Annotated in this window: 2 protein-coding genes; both read left to right on the forward strand. The window is 73.4% G+C overall.

Annotation, left to right across the window (positions count from 1 at the left end):
- Window positions 1-19 precede the first annotated feature (19 nt).
- Window positions 20-6,328, forward strand: a complete 6,309-nt coding sequence (locus tag ABIA38_RS34160) for an SDR family NAD(P)-dependent oxidoreductase (RefSeq protein WP_424642803.1) — start codon at window positions 20-22, stop codon at window positions 6,326-6,328.
- A 34-nt stretch (window positions 6,329-6,362) separates the two neighbouring features.
- Entirely contained in the window at window positions 6,363-15,839 is a 9,477-nt protein-coding gene (locus tag ABIA38_RS34165) for an SDR family NAD(P)-dependent oxidoreductase (protein ID WP_424642804.1), read from the forward strand.
- Window positions 15,840-15,852 lie beyond the last annotated feature (13 nt).

The following is a 15,852-nucleotide window of genomic DNA, read 5'->3' on the forward strand; positions in this document are numbered from 1 at the left end:
CCGGAGGAGTGACGAGACGATGGAGAACGAGGGCAGGCTGCGGAATTACCTCAAGCAGGCGGTCGGCGAACTGCAGGACACGCGCGAGCGCCTGCAGGAGCTGGAGCGGGCGGCCGGCGAGCCGATCGCGATCGTCGGCATGGCCTGCCGCTTCCCGGGCGGCGTCGTCTCGCCCGACGGGTTGTGGGAACTGGTCGTCGAAGGCCGCGACGCCATCGGCGACTTCCCCACCGACCGCGGCTGGGACGTCGCCGGTCGTTACGACCCGAACCCGGGCGTGCCGGGCAGCTACTACGCGCGCGGCGGCGGATTCCTCTACGACGCGGCCGAGTTCGACGCCGACTTCTTCGGGATCTCGCCGCGCGAGGCACTGGCGATGGACCCGCAGCAGCGACTGCTCCTGGAAACCTCCTGGGAGGCACTGGAACGCACCGGGATGGACCCCCAGTCGTTGCGGGGCAGCCACACCGGCGTGTTCGTCGGACTGATGGGCCACGGCGGCCAGCGCTACGGGCTCGGCGCCGAGGAGGCCGGCCAAGGCGGTGACGGGTTCGGCGGCACCGGCAGCGCGGCCAGCGTCGCCTCCGGTCGGATCGCCTACCTGCTCGGCCTGGAAGGACCCGCGCTGACCGTCGACACCGCGTGCTCGTCGTCGCTGGCCACGATGCACCTGGCGAGCCGGGCACTGCGGATCGGGGAGTGCTCCCTCGCGCTGGCCGGCGGCGCGTCGGTGATGGCGAGCCTGGACACCTTCGTGGACTTCTCGCGCCAGCGCGGACTGGCCGAGGACGGCCGCTGCAAGGCGTTCGCGGCCACCGCCGACGGCACCGGATGGTCCGAGGGCGTCGGCATGCTCGTCCTGGAACGACTCTCCGACGCGCACCGACTCGGACACCGCGTCCTCGCGGTGATCCGCGGCAGTGCGGTCAACTCCGACGGCGCCTCCAACGGCCTGACCGCGCCGAACGGGCCGTCCCAGCAGCGGGTCATCCGCCAGGCCCTGGCCGACGCCAAGCTCACCCCCGCCGATGTCGACGTCGTGGACGCGCACGGCACCGGCACCCGGCTCGGCGACCCGATCGAGGCCCAGGCCCTGCTGGCCACCTACGGTCGGGAACGACCCGCGGGCCGGCCACTGTGGCTGGGATCGCTGAAATCCAACATCGGCCACACCCAGGCCGCCGCCGGAGTCGGCGGCGTGATCAAGATGGTGCAGGCCCTGCGCCACGGCCTGTTGCCCAGGACGCTGCACGTCGACGCGCCGACCCCCGCCGTGGACTGGGCCTCGGGCGCGGTGGAACTGCTCACCCAAGCGCGCGCCTGGCCCGAGGTCGACCGGCCGCGCCGCGCCGCCGTCTCGGCCTTCGGGATCAGCGGCACCAACGCCCACCTGATCATCGAACAGGCCCCACCCGAGCCCGAGTCGGACCAGGACCGCGAACCACGACCGGCAGCGCAGCCCGCCGCCGTACCGCTGCTCCTGTCCGCCGCGACGAGTACGGCACTCGCGGCCCGGGCCCGGCAACTGCACACCCACGTGAGCACCCACCCGGACCCGCCCGCGGCTGCCGCGCTGGCCACCCGCGCCCCCCGGCTGACGCACCGCGCCGCCGTACTCGGCGAGGACCCGCTGCCGGGACTCGCCGCCCTCGCCGACGGCCGGCCCGCCCCCGACGTGCTGCTCGGCCTCGCCCGCCCGCGCGGCAAGACGGTGTTCGTCTTCCCCGGCCAGGGCTCCCAATGGTCCGGCATGGCCCTGGACCTGTACCGCGAATCGGCGGTCTTCCGCACCCGACTGGACGACTGCGCCGCCGCCCTCGAACCCCACCTCGACTGGCACCTGCTCGACGCGCTCGCCGGGCCGCTGGACCGGGTCGACGTGGTGCAACCGGCCCTGTGGGCCGTGATGATCTCGCTCGCCGCGCTGTGGGAACACCACGGCGTGGCCCCCGACGCGGTACTGGGCCACTCCCAGGGCGAGATCGCCGCCGCCCACGTCGCCGGCGCACTGTCCCTCGCGGACTCCGCGGCCGTGGTCACCGCGCGCAGCAAGGCCATCACGAAACTGGCCGGCACCGGCGGCATGGCCTCCGTACAACTCCCGGCGGCCGAGACGGCGCACCGGATCGAGCGCTACGCCGGCGCCGTGGAGATCGCCGCGATCAACGGGCCCGGCAGCACGGTCGTCTCCGGCACCCCCACCGAACTGGCCGACCTGGTCGCGACCTGCCAGGCCGAGGGGATCCGGGCCCGCACCATCCCGGTCGACTACGCCTCACACTCCGCGCACGTCGAGACCCTGCGCGAGGAGATCCTCACCACCCTGGCCGGCATCCAACCCCGGCCCACCCGGATACCGTTCCACTCCACGGTCACCGACGAAATCCTCACCGGCCCGGAGCTGGACGCCGAGTACTGGTACCGCAACCTGCGCCGAACCGTCGGCTTCGCCGCCGGCACCCGGGCGCTCCTGGACCAGGGACACCGGGTGTTCGTCGAGGTCAGCGCCCACCCCGTGCTGACCACCGCGATCGGCGAGACGATCGAGCAGGCGGAGACGGCCGACGCGCTCGTGCTCGAGTCGCTGCGCCGGGACGAGGCCGGCCCGGCCCGATTTCGCGCCGGACTGGCCAAGGCGTACGTACACGGCGTCGACATCGACTGGCGGATCGCGGCCGGCCCGGTGGAGTTGCCGACCTACCCGTTCCAGCGTCGCCGCTACTGGCTGGCAGAGCCCGCCCCGGTCGGGGACACCGCCGTGCTCGGCCTGCGCCGCGCCGACCACCCGCTGCTCGGCGCGGCACTGCGCCCGGCGGACGCGGAAACCCTGGTCCTCACCGGCCGGTTGTCCCGCACCACCCAGCCGTGGCTGGCCGACCACACGATCGGCGACTCGATACTGCTGCCGGGCACCGCGATGGTCGAACTGGCCCTGCACGCCGGGGACCGGATCGGTCGCGCCCATCTGGCCGAACTGACCATGCACGCACCGGTCGTCCTCGACACCGACCTGGACCTACAGGTCCTGGTCGGCCCGGACACCGACGCCGGCCGGCCGGTGAGCGTACACACCAGCCCGAGCGGACGCGACGAGTGGACCCGGCATGCGAACGGCCTGCTGACCACCGAAGTACCGGCCGAGCCCGGCGAGTTGACCACCTGGCCGCCGGCCGGCGCGGTCGCCGTGTCGGTGGAGGGGTTCTACGCCTCCCTGGCCGATCGCGGCTACCACTACGGCCCGGCCTTCCAAGGGATCCGGGCGGCGTGGCGGGACGGCGAGGTGACCTACGCCTCGGTCGCGCTGCCGGAAGAGCAGGACGTGGCCGGCTTCGGGCTGCACCCCGCGCTGTTGGACGCCGCGCTGCACGCGGCCGGCCTGGCCGGGACGGACGACCTGCGGCTGCCGTTCGGCTGGACCGACGTACACCTGCACGCCACCGGCGCCAGGGCACTCCGGGTGCGGCTGTCCCCGGTCGGACCCGGCTCGATCGCCCTGCTCGTGACCGACGAGGCCGGACAAGTCGTGGCCTCCGTGGGCGAGTTGGCACTTCGACCGGTGGACCCGGGCGCGTTCGGGCAAACGCGCGTCGCCGACACGGCACTGTTCGGCCTGGACCTGCTGCCGGTCGAGCTGCCGGCGCCACCCGCGACGCCGGACTGGGTCACCCTCGCCGCGAACGGCGACGATCGCCCGGCCGCACCGGCATCGGCGACCGCCGCGCTGTGGGCCTGCCCCACCGGCGAACTCGACGACGTCCTCGCCGAGACGCTGCGCGTGCTGCGCCAATGGCTCGCCGAGCCGGACCGGGAAGACGTCCCGCTGGTCGTACTCACCCGGGCGGACGAACTCGCGCACCGCGCGGTGACCGGCCTGCTGCGCACCGCGCGGACCGAACACCCGGGCCGGTTCCGCCACCTCGACCTCGACGAACACCCCTCCAGCCAGGCCCTGTTACCCGCCGCGATGGCCGCCGACCAGGCGGAACTGAGCATCCGCGCGGGCATCGCCGCAGTGCCCCGCCTGGTCCGGGCGGCCACGTCCCCGGCGCTGCCGGCCCCGGCGGACCAACCCTGGCGACTGGCGCTGACCTATCGCGGCGAACTCGACGCACTCTCGCTCACCGCGTGCCCCGAGGTGCTGCGCCCGCTGGACGCGGGCGAGGTACGGATCGCGGTGCGCGCGGGTGGGCTGAACTTCAAGGCCGTACTCCTGGAACTGGGCATGGTGGCGCAGGACGGCTGGTCGTCGCTGGGCGAAGGCGCGGGAATCGTCCTCGAAGTCGGCGCCGAGGTCACCGGACTGGCGCCCGGCGACCGGGTGATGGGCCTGTTCACCGGCGGTCTGGGCACCGTCACGATCTCCGATCGCCGGCTCGTGGTGCCGATGCCCAAACGCCTGTCGTTCGCGCAGGCCGCCGGGGTCCCGGTGGTGTACCTGACCGCGTACTACGGCCTCGCCGACCTGGCCGGGCTGCGCGCGGGCGAGTCGTTGCTGCTGCACGCGGCCACCGGCGGGGTGGGCTTCGCCGCCCTGCAACTCGCCCGGCACTGGGGCGCCGAACTGTTCGGCACCGCCAGTGCCGGCAAGCGCGACGTGCTGCGCGCGTGGGGCTTCGCCGACGACCACCTCGCCGACTCGCGCAGCCTGGGCTACGCCGCGAAGTTCGCCACCACCACCGGCGGACGCGGGGTGGACGTGGTGCTCAACGCGCTCGCCCACGAGCACGTCGAGGAGTCCCTTGCCCTGCTGCCGCGCGGCGGACGGTTCGTGGAGATGGGCAAGACCGACATCCGCGACCCCGAGGAGATCGCCGAGCGCCATCCCGGAGTGTCCTACCGGGCGTTCGACGTGATGGAGGCCGGCTTCGAGCGCATCGCCGAGATGCTGGAGGAGATCCGGATCCTGTTCGACGAGGGCGCACTGCAACCGATGCCGCTCACCGCGTTCAGTGTGCACCGCGCGCCCGAGGCGTTTCGATACCTCAGCCAGGCCCGGCACATCGGCAAGATCGTGCTCACCGTGCCCGCCCCGCTCGACCCCGACGGGACCGTGCTGATCACCGGCGGCACGGGGGCGCTCGGCGGCCTGGTCGCCCGGCACCTGGTCGCCGAACACGGCGTACGGCGGCTGCTGCTCGCCAACCGGCGCGGCCCCACCGGCGACGGCGTCCCCGAACTGGTCGCCGACCTGCGCGCGGCGGGCGCCGAGGTGACCGTGGTGGCCTGCGATGTCGCGGACCGGGAATCGGTCGCCGAACTGATTCGTTCCGCCCACCGGCTGACCGGGGTGATCCACGCCGCCGGGGCACTGTCCGACGGGGTGCTGGCCGCGCTGACCCGGGCGGACCTGGACACCGTACTGCGGGCGAAGGCACGGTCGGCGTGGCACCTGCACGAGCTGACCCGAGACCACGACCTCGCCCTGTTCGTCCTGTTCTCCTCGGCCGCCGGCATCCTGGGCAACGCCGGTCAGGGCGGCTACGCCGCGGCGAACACCTTCCTCGACGGCCTCGCCGAACACCGGCGCGACCTCGGCCTGCCCGGCACGTCGATCGCGTGGGGTCTGTGGGCCCAGGAGAGCGCGATGACCGGCCACCTGAGCGACACCGACCGGGAACGGTTGGCCCGGATGGGCCTGGGCGCGATCACCGACGAGCAGGGCCCGGCCCTGTTCGACGCCGCACTCGCCCTGCACCGCCCGGTCGCGGTCGCGGTGCCGATCGACCCGGCCCGACTGCACGACAGCGGCCGGCCGGTGCCCGAGATATTGTCCGCACTGGACTCCGCCGCACCGACCCGACGCCGCGTCGTCGAACCGGTCGGCGCCACCACCCGGGCGGACCGCCTCGTCGAACTCCCCGAACGGCAACGCCGCAAGGAACTGTTGGAACTGGTCCGCGACTCCGCCGCGCTGGTGCTCGGGCACGACACGGCCGCGGCGGTCGACGCGGACAGCGCGTTCAAGGAACTCGGCTTCGACTCGCTGACCGCGGTGGAACTGCGCAACCGACTCGGCAACGGCACCGGGCTACGGCTGCCACCGACGGTCGTCTTCGACCACCCGACACCGGCCGAACTCGCCGGGTACCTGGACGAACTGCTCGTACCCACCGAGGAGACGACCGTACGGTCCGTCGTCACCGAACTCGACCGGCTGGCCGTGGCGCAACTCGACGAAAACGAGCGGGACCTGCTCGCCGCACGACTGCAGGAGGCGCTGCGCCGGCTGTCCGCGCCCGCCGACGCGGACGACGCGGAGCGGGATCTCAGCACGGCCTCCGACGACGAACTTTTCGACTTTATCGACGGCGAACTCGATACCGCATGAACTCGCCCGTCCGAACGAAAGGGGGCTGCCCGGGATGTCCAACGAGCAGAAGCTTCGAGAGTATCTGAGGCGGGTCACCACCGACCTGCAGCGCGCCCAGCGCGAACTGCGCGACGCCGAGGCCGCCGCCCGCGAGCCGATCGCGATCGTCGGCATGGCCGGTCGTTTCCCCGGCGCCGCGCACACCCCCGAGCAGCTGTGGGAACTGGTCCGCGACGGCGAGGAAGCCCTCACCGACTTCCCCACCGACCGCGGCTGGGACCTCGACCGCCTGTCCGACCCCGATCCCGCGACACCGGGCACCACCTACCTCACCCGCGGCGGCTTCCTGGCCGACGCCGGCCGGTTCGACGCCGAGTTCTTCGGCATCTCGCCGCGCGAGGCACTGGCCATGGACCCACAGCAGCGGGTGCTCCTGGAAGCCTCGTGGGAGGCCCTCGAACACGCCCGGATCGACCCGGCGTCGCTGCGCGGCAGCTCGACCGGCGTCTTCGTCGGCGTGATCCCGCAGGAGTACATGCCGCGCGCCGGAGAGACACCCGGCGAACTGGAGGGCTTCGTCCTCACCGGCGGCACCACGAGCGTTGCGTCCGGCCGCATCTCGTACGTACTGGGCCTGGTGGGCCCGGCCGTGACACTGGACACCGCGTGCTCGTCGTCCCTGGTGTCGATCCACCTGGCGGAGCAGTCCCTGCGCAGCGGGGAATGTGACCTGGCGATCGCGGGCGGAGCCACCGTGATGGCCGGCCCGAGCGTGTTCGTCGAGTTCTCCCGACAGCGCGGACTGGCGCCGGACGGCCACTGCAAGGCCTTCGCGGCGGCGGCGGACGGCACCGGATTCTCCGAAGGCGTCGGGGTGTTGGTGCTGGCCCGACTGTCGGTGGCGCAGCGCCGTGGGTTGCCGGTGCTGGCGGTGATCCGGGGCAGCGCGGTGAACTCCGACGGTGCCTCCAACGGCCTGACCGCGCCGAACGGCCCGTCCCAGGAACGGGTGATCCGCCAGGCACTGAGCAACGCCGGCCTGTCCCCGGCCGAGGTGGACGTGGTCGAGGGGCACGGCACCGGCACCCGGTTGGGCGACCCGATCGAGGCCCGGGCGCTGCTGGCCACCTACGGGCAGGCACGCTCGGCCGAGTCGGACCAGGCACCGCTGTTGTTGGGCTCGGTGAAGTCCAACATCGGACACACGCAGGCCGCCGCGGGGGTGGCCGGCGTGATCAAGCTGATCCACGCGATGCGATACGGCGTGGTGCCGAAGACGTTGCATGTGGACGCGCCGACGCCGGCGGTGGACTGGTCCGCCGGGTCGATGGAGTTGGTGACCGAGTCGCGGCCGTGGCCGGAGACCGGGCGACCGAGGCGGGCCGCGGTGTCCTCGTTCGGGATCAGCGGCACGAACGCCCACGTCATCCTCGAACAGGCGCCCACGGATGTCGTGGAGCCGGCCTCGGTGCCGACCGAGCCGCAAGTGGCCGCGACGTCGACGGAGTTGCCCGTCGTGCCGGTGGTGGTTTCGGCCCGGTCGGCCGGGGCGTTGCGGGCGCAGGCGGGGCGGTTGGCGTCGGTGGTCGGTGAGCTGTCGTTGCCGGATGTGGGTTTGTCGGCGGCGGCTTCTCGGTCGGCGTTCGAGCATCGTGGTGTCGTGCTGGCGGGTGATCGCGACGAACTCGTGGCTGGGCTGCGGGCGTTGGCTGCCGGTGAGTCCGGTCCCGGGGTGGTGTCGGGGGTGGCGGGTGAGGGTCGTACGGCGTTCCTGTTCACCGGTCAGGGTGCGCAGCGGGCGGGGATGGGTCGGGAGTTGTACGAGGCGTTCCCGGTGTTCGCGTCGGTGTTCGACGAGGTCTGTGGCCACTTCGATGCGGTCCTGCCCGGGCTGCTCAAGGATGTCGTGTTCGGCGGCGAGGGTCTGGATCAGACCGGGTGGACGCAGCCGGCCCTGTTCGCGGTCGAGGTGGCGTTGTTCCGGCTGCTCGAATCGTGGGGTGTGCGGCCGGACTTCGTCACCGGTCACTCGATCGGCGAGTTGGCGGCGGCGCATGTCGCCGGGGTGTTGTCCCTGGCGGACGCATGCCGCGTGGTCGCCGCCCGGGGCCGGTTGATGCAGGCCCTGCCCGCCGGCGGTGCGATGGTCGCGGTCCAGGCGACCGAGGACGAGGTCCTGGACCTGTTGAGCGGGCATGAAGAAGAGGCGGGGATCGCGGCGGTCAACGGGCCCTCCTCGGTGGTGATTTCCGGTGTCGAGGACGTCGTCACACAGATCGCCGACACGTTGCGCGAGCAGGGTCGCAAGACCCGACGGCTGGTTGTCAGCCACGCCTTCCACTCCCCGCTGATGGACCCGATCCTGGACGAGTTCGCCGCCGTCGTGGACGACGTCGAGTTCACCGCGCCGGTTATCCCGATGGCTGCGGACACCGAGGATGTGTGTTCGGCCCTGTACTGGGTGGATCACATCCGTGAGCCGGTCCGGTTCGCCGACCATCTCACCCGGCTGCGGGAGCACGGCGTCACCCGGTTCCTGGAGATCGGCCCCGACGGTGTCCTCACCGCGATGGGCCCGGACAACGTCGCCGACGCGTCCTTCACCGCCCTGCAACGCCGCGACCGACCGCAGATCCGGACCGCGCTCACCGCCCTCGCCCACCTGCACACCACCGGCCACCCCGTCGACTGGCCCCACCTGTTCACCGACACCACCGCCACCCTGATCGACCTCCCGACCTACCCCTTCCAACGCGAGAACTACTGGCTGGCCCAGGCGACTTCGGGTGACGTCGGCTCGGCGGGGCTGGTGGCCGCGAGCCACCCGATGCTGGACGCCGTGGTGCGCGTGGCCGGTGGCGACGACGTGGTGTTCACCGGTCGGCTCTCGGCCCGCACGCATGCCTGGCTCACCGAGCACGAGCTGGGCGGCCGGGTCGTGGTGCCGGGTACCGCGCTGCTCGACATGGCGATCTGGGCCGGCGACGAGGTCGGCTGCGCCGGCGTGGACGAGATGGTGGTCATCGCGCCGCTGCTCCTCCCCGAGACGGGCGGGGTGCGCGTGCAACTCGTGGTGGGGGAGCGGCAGGACGCCGGGGAGCGGTCGTTCGCGATCCACTCCTGCCCCGAGGGTGACGAGTTCGACGAGCAGTGGACCTGCCACGCCACCGGCGTGTTGGCCGCCCGGGCCCCGGAGCCGGACTTCGAACTGGGCGACTGGCCGCCGGCCGGCGCCGAACCGATGGCGACGGACGGGTTCTACGAGCGGCTCGCGGAGCACGGCTACGTCTACGGCCCGATGTTCCGTGGACTGCACACGCTGTGGCGCCGCGACGGGGCCGGCGATGTCGAGTTCTTCGCCGAGGTGGCGCTGCCGGCCGGCGTGGACACGGCACGATTCGGCATCCATCCCGCGTTGTTCGACGCGGCCATCCATCCGCGGGTCGTCGCCGCGATCGCCGACGCGGGCGAGGACTTCACCCTGCTCCTGCCGTTCGTCTGGAACGGGATCAGCCTCTACGCCACCGGGGCGAGCAAGCTGCGGGTACGGGTGGTCATCGACGGGGCGAGTGAGGGCGGCACCTCCTGCCGGGTCCAGCTCGCCGACGAGCTGGGCCAACCGGTCGCCGAGGTGCGGTCGGTGGAGGCACGCCCGCTGTCGGCCGAGCAACCGGCCGCGCGGGACGATTCGGCCGGCTCGCTGCTCGGGGTGAACTGGATTCCGGTCGAGGTGGGTTCGAGCGAGCAGCGCGGGAGTTGGGCCCTGCTCGGCACGCCCGATCGGGCGCTCGGTGCGGCGCTCGCGGTCGACCGGCACGAGACGTTGTCGGACGCGGCCGGGGCCGATGTGCTGGTCGCCTGCTACCCCGGCCCGCCCGGCGGCGAGATCGTCGCGGCGGTGCACAACACGGTCGTGGACGTGTTGGGCCTGCTGCGGGAGTGGCTGGCCGACGACCGGTTCGGGTCGAGCCGCCTGCTTGTGGTCACCCGTGGTGCGGTGGTGACCGGTCCGGACGACGGCGCCCCGGACCTGGTGGGTGCCGCGGTGTGGGGCCTGGTGCGCTCCGCCCAGTCGGAACACCCCGACCGGATCGTGCTGGTGGACCTCGACGACGACCCGGCCTCGCTCGCGCTCCTTCGGGCGCTGCCGGCGGCGGGCCACGACCAGGTCGCGGTGCGGGCCGGCACGGCGACCGTGCCCCGGCTGGCCGCGCTGCCCGAAACCGACGCCGTCAGGCCGGAGTTGGCGCCCGAGGGTACGGTTCTGGTCACCGGTGGTACGGGGGCGTTGGGCGCGTTGTTCGCCCGGCACCTGGTCACCGCATACGGCGTCCGGCACCTCGTACTCGCCGGCCGCCGCGGCCCCCAGGCCCCCGGCGCCACCGAGCTGACCGACGAACTCACCGCGCTCGGCGCCACCGTACGAACAGTGGCCTGCGACGTCGCCGACCGCACCGCACTCGCCGCCCTCCTGGACACCATCCCCACCGAACACCCCCTCACCGGCATCGTGCACACCGCCGGCATCATCGACGACGGCATCCTCACCGCACTCACCCCCGACCGCACCACCCCCGTCCTGCGCCCCAAAATCGACGCCGCCTGGCACCTCCACGAACTCACCCACCACCAACCCCTCGCCATGTTCGTGCTGTTCTCGTCACTGGCCGGCACGCTGGGCAACGCGGGGCAGGCCAACTACTCGGCGGCCAACCACTTCCTGGACGCGTTCGCGCACTATCGCCGCGCCCAGGGCCTCCCCGCGATCTCGCTGGGCTGGGGTCTGTGGGCCGCCGAGGGCGGCCTACAGGCCGGGGTCACCGGCGGCGGCGACCGGTTGCGGCACACCGGCCTGCGGCCGATCTCGCCGGAGGACGGGACGGGACTGTTCGACCGGGCCCTCGCGGCGAACCGCCCGGTGACGCTGCCGGTGCGGCTCGATCCGCGGGCGCTGCGCGGCGGTTCGGCTTCGGTCCCGGCGCTGCTGCGCGCACTGGTGGGTCGGCCGGCGCGCCGGGTGGTTCGGCAGGGTGCGGGCGATCGGCGCTCGTTGGCCGACCGGCTGGCCGCGTTGCCCCGGCGCGAGCGGCACGAGCAGGTCGCCGACCTGGTGCGGACCGAGGTGGCCGCGGTGCTCGGCTTCGGCGCCGGCGAACGGATCGGGGAGAGTGTGCCGTTCCGGGACCTGGGCTTCGACTCGCTGACCGCGGTCGAGCTGCGCAACCGGTTGGCCGAGGTCACCGGTCTGCGGCTGTCGCCCGGCGTGGTGTTCGACTATCCGACGGTCTCGGCGCTGGCCGAATACGTACTGTCCGAGCTGAGCGGCGACCTGCCGGCCTCGGCCGTGGCCGTCGCCGCGTCGGTCCCGGGGACCGACGGTGCGCACGATCCGGTCGCGATCGTCGGGATGGCGTGCCGCTTCCCCGGCGGGGCGGGCACGCCCGAGGCGCTGTGGCGGCTGGTCGCCGACGGGGTGGACGCGATCTCCGACATGCCGGACGACCGCGGCTGGGACATCGAGCGGCTGTGGGACCCGGATCCGGACAAGCCGGGCACGTTCTATCCGCGCGCGGGCGGATTCATCGACGCCCCCGCCGAGTTCGACGCCGGCTTCTTCGGAATCTCGCCGCGCGAGGCGCTCGCGATGGACCCGCAGCAGCGGTTGCTCCTGGAGACCTCGTGGGAGGCCCTGGAGGGCGGCGGAATCGATCCGCAGGCGTTGCGCGGCAGCAACACCGGCGTCTACACCGGGTTGACCGCGCAGGGCTACGGGGAGGGCGCCGACGGGATCGGCGAGGGTGCCGAGGGGTATCGGCTGACCGGCTCCACGACGTCGTTCGGCTCCGGCCGGATCTCCTACGTGCTCGGCCTCGAGGGCCCGACGATGTCCATCGACACGGCGTGCTCGTCGGTCCTGGTGTCGGTGCATCTCGCGGCGAACGCGGTGCGCAGCGGGGAGTGCACCCTGGCCCTCGCGGGCGGTGCCACGGTGATGGCCCAGCCGATCGGGTTCGTCGAATTCTCCCGGCAGCGCACCCTGTCCCCGGACGGCCGGGCCAAGGCGTTCGACGAATCCGCCGACGGCACCGGATGGTCCGAAGGCGTGGGCATGTTCGTGCTCGAACGGCTCTCCGACGCCCGGCGCAACGGACACCCGGTACTCGCCCTGCTCCAGGGCAGCGCGGTCAACTCCGACGGCGCGTCCAACGGCATGACCGCGCCCAACGGCCCGTCACAACAGCGGGTGATTCGCCAGGCGTTGGCCAATGCCGGCCTGGCACCGGCCGAGGTGGACCTCCTGGAGGCACACGGGACCGGCACCCGGCTCGGCGATCCGATCGAGGCACAGGCCCTGTTGGCGACCTACGGCCGGGACCGGCCGGCGGACCGCCCGCTGTGGCTGGGGTCGGTGAAGTCGAACATCGGACACACCCAGCACGCCGCCGGGGCCGGCGGGCTGATCAAGGCGGTCATGGCGATGCGGCACGGCGTGTTGCCGAAGACGCTGCATGTGGCCGAGCCGACCTCCGCCGTGGACTGGTCCTCCGGTGCGCTGGAGCTGCTCACCGAGGCCCGTCCGTGGCCGGAGCTGGGCCGGCCGCGCCGGGCCGCGGTGTCCGCGTTCGGGATGAGCGGGACCAACGCGCATGTCGTGCTCGAACAGGCGCCCGAGGAGCCGGCCGAGGTCGCGACCCCCGCCGAGGTGTCCCTGCCCGCCGTGCCGTGGGTGTTGTCGGCCAAGTCGCCGCAGGCGCTGCGCGCGCTGGCCGACCGGCTGCGCTCCCTGCTCGACTCCGATGCCGCGCCGAACCCGCTCGACATCGGATTCTCGCTGGCTGCCCGGTCGGTGTTCGACCACCGCGCGGTGCTCGTCACCGAGGGCGGCGCGGACGCGGTGGCCGCACTGCGGGCGATCGCCGAGGGTGACGCGCCCGGCGCCGGGGACGGGCGGACCGCGTTCGTGTTCACCGGGCGGTCCGCGGACGCTGCGGACCGCGATCTGTACGAGACGTTCCCGGTATACGCCAGGGCCTACGACAAGATCCTCGCCGAGCTGGGCGAACAGGGCGCGGACTCGACCCGGTTCGCCGCCGAGGTGGCGTTGTTCCGGCTGATCGAGTCCTGGGGCGTGGTGTTCGGCGCGGTCGCCGGGACCGGGGTCGGCGAGGTCGCCGCCGCGCACGTCGCCGGCGCGCTGTCGCTCGCCGACGCCGCACGGCTGGTGACCGGCGGCGACCCGACCGGGGTGACGCTCGGCGAACCGCGGATCCCGGTGGTGTCGTTGCACACCGGCCGGCCGCTCGCCGCCGGCGACGCGCCGACCCGGGCGGGCACCGAGGGGATCGCCGCCGCCGAGCGGTGGTTGGCCGAGCAGCGGGTGACCCGGTTCGTCGAGTCGGGCCCCGAGCGGGTGTCGGCGGGTTCGGTACTCCTGTGCCCGGACGGCCGGTCGCGGGTACGCACCGTGCTCGACGGCGTGGGCGAGCTGTTCGTGGCCGGGGCGGCCGTCGACTGGCCGGCCGTGTTCGCCGGCACCGGGGCCCGCCGGACGACGCTGCCCACCTATCCGTTCCAGCGCGAGCGGTACTGGCCGGCCGGCTCCGCGGGCGCCGGGAGCCCGAACGGCGATGCCCCGGAGCACGGCCCGCTGTTCGAACTGCGCTGGACCCCGGTCCCGTTGCCGGCCGAGGACGAGTCGGAAAGCCTGCTCGCGCTGCTCGGCGACGACCCCGGCGGCCTCGCCGAGGTCGCGCCGCTGCGGTTCGCCGACATCGACGAGGCGGCGGCCTCGTACACCCCGTGGGACGTACTGCTCGCACAACCCTCGGAGCCGGGCCCGACCGGCGACCGGCCGGCCGCGGTACACCGGGCGGTCGAACGTGCGCTCGGCGTGGCGCAGTCCTGGCTGGCCCAGGAGGACCTGCCGGACAACCGCCTGGTCGTGGTGACCAGGGGAGCGATGGCCGTCGACGACTCGGACCGGGTCCGGGACCCGGCCGGCGCCGCGGTGTGGGGCCTGCTGCGCTCGGCCCAGGCCGAACATCCCGACCGGATCGTGCTGGTCGACCTGGACGACGACCCGGCCTCGACCGACCTGCTGTACGCGGTCGCGCAGGCGGGGGAGCCGCAACTGGCCGTCCGAGCCGGGCGGCTGCTCGCCCCGCGACTGGTATCGGCCACCGCCTCGGACGCGCCCACACCGATGCCGGCGGCCGGCGGGACCGTACTGGTCACCGGCGCCGATGCGCCGATGGGCGCGCTGTTCGCCCGGCATCTGGTCACCGCGTACGGCGTCGAGCACCTGGTGCTCGCCGACCCGCACGGACCCGACTCGCCCGCCGAGCGGCTGCGCGCGGAACTGGTCGGCCTCGGCGCGACGGTCACCGTGGTGGCCTGCGATCTCGCCGACCGGGCCGCGGTCCGAAAGCTGCTCGCGGACATCCCGGCCGAGCACCCGCTGACCGGCATCGTGCACACGGAAAACGTGCTGGACGACGGGGTGTTCAGCGCGTTGACCGCCGAACGTGTGGCGCACGTACTGCGGCCCAAGGTGGACGGGGCCTGGCAGCTGCACGAGCTGACGGCGGACGCCCCACCCGCGCTGTTCGTGCTGTGCTCCTCGGTGGTCGGCATGCTCGGCAGCCCGGGACAGGCCAACTTCGCCTCGGCGAACGCCTACCTGGACGCGCTCGCCACGCGCCGCCGGGCCGCCGGACTGCCCGCGGTGGCGCTGGCCTGGGGTCGGATGGTCGACGGTGGTGGCCAGTCCGGACTGCGGGTGATCGGCCGGGGCGAGGCGGGCGAACTCTTCGACGCCGCGCTCGCCACCGGGCGGGCCGTGGTCGCGCCGGCCCCGCTGGACGTGGCCGCGCTGCGCCGGGAAACCACGCAGGTCCCGGTGGTACTGCGCGACCTGGTGCCGCGCGAGGCCCGCCCCGAGGCGAGCGAGGAGCGGCCCGCCGACCGGTTCGCGCGGATGGGCAGGGCCGAGGTCGAGACCCACCTGCGCGACCTGGTGCGCGCCGAGGCGGCCGGGGTGCTCGGCCACGCGACACCGGAGAACCTGCGGTGGGAGGTGTCCTTCCGCGACTCCGGCTTCGACTCGCTCTCCGCCGTGCAGTTCCGCAACCGACTGGCCGAACGGACCGGCCTGTCCCTGCCGACCACGCTGGTCTTCGACTACGCCTCACCCGGCGTACTGGTGGAGCACCTGCTGGAGCGGCTCGCCGTCACCGACGGCGTCAGCCGCAGCTCCGCACTGGCCGAACTCGACAAGCTGGAGGCCGTGTTGATGGCCGTCCCGGTCGACCCGGCGGACGACGACGGGACCGGGCAGACCGAGATCGCCACCCGGCTGGGCGCCATCCTCTCCCGCTGGAACAAGGCCTGGACCGACGCGCGGCCCGACGCGGTCCCCGGCACCGGCGCACTCGACCCGGCCGCCGCGATCGAGACCGCGACCGAGGACGAGGTCTTCGACTTCATCGACCGCGAACTGGGCCGCTCCGCCGCCAACCCCAACCGCTGACCACGCCGACCAC

It is taken from the genome of Embleya sp. AB8 (assembly GCF_049739465.1).
GTDB lineage: Bacteria > Actinomycetota > Actinomycetes > Streptomycetales > Streptomycetaceae > Embleya.

Excerpts from the sequence above, each read along its gene's own strand:
- ABIA38_RS34160 (WP_424642803.1), top strand. The coding sequence starts at position 20 with ATGGAGAACGAGGGCAGGCTGCGGAATTACCTCAAGCAGGCGGTCGGC.
- ABIA38_RS34165 (WP_424642804.1), top strand. The coding sequence starts at position 6,363 with ATGTCCAACGAGCAGAAGCTTCGAGAGTATCTGAGGCGGGTCACCACC.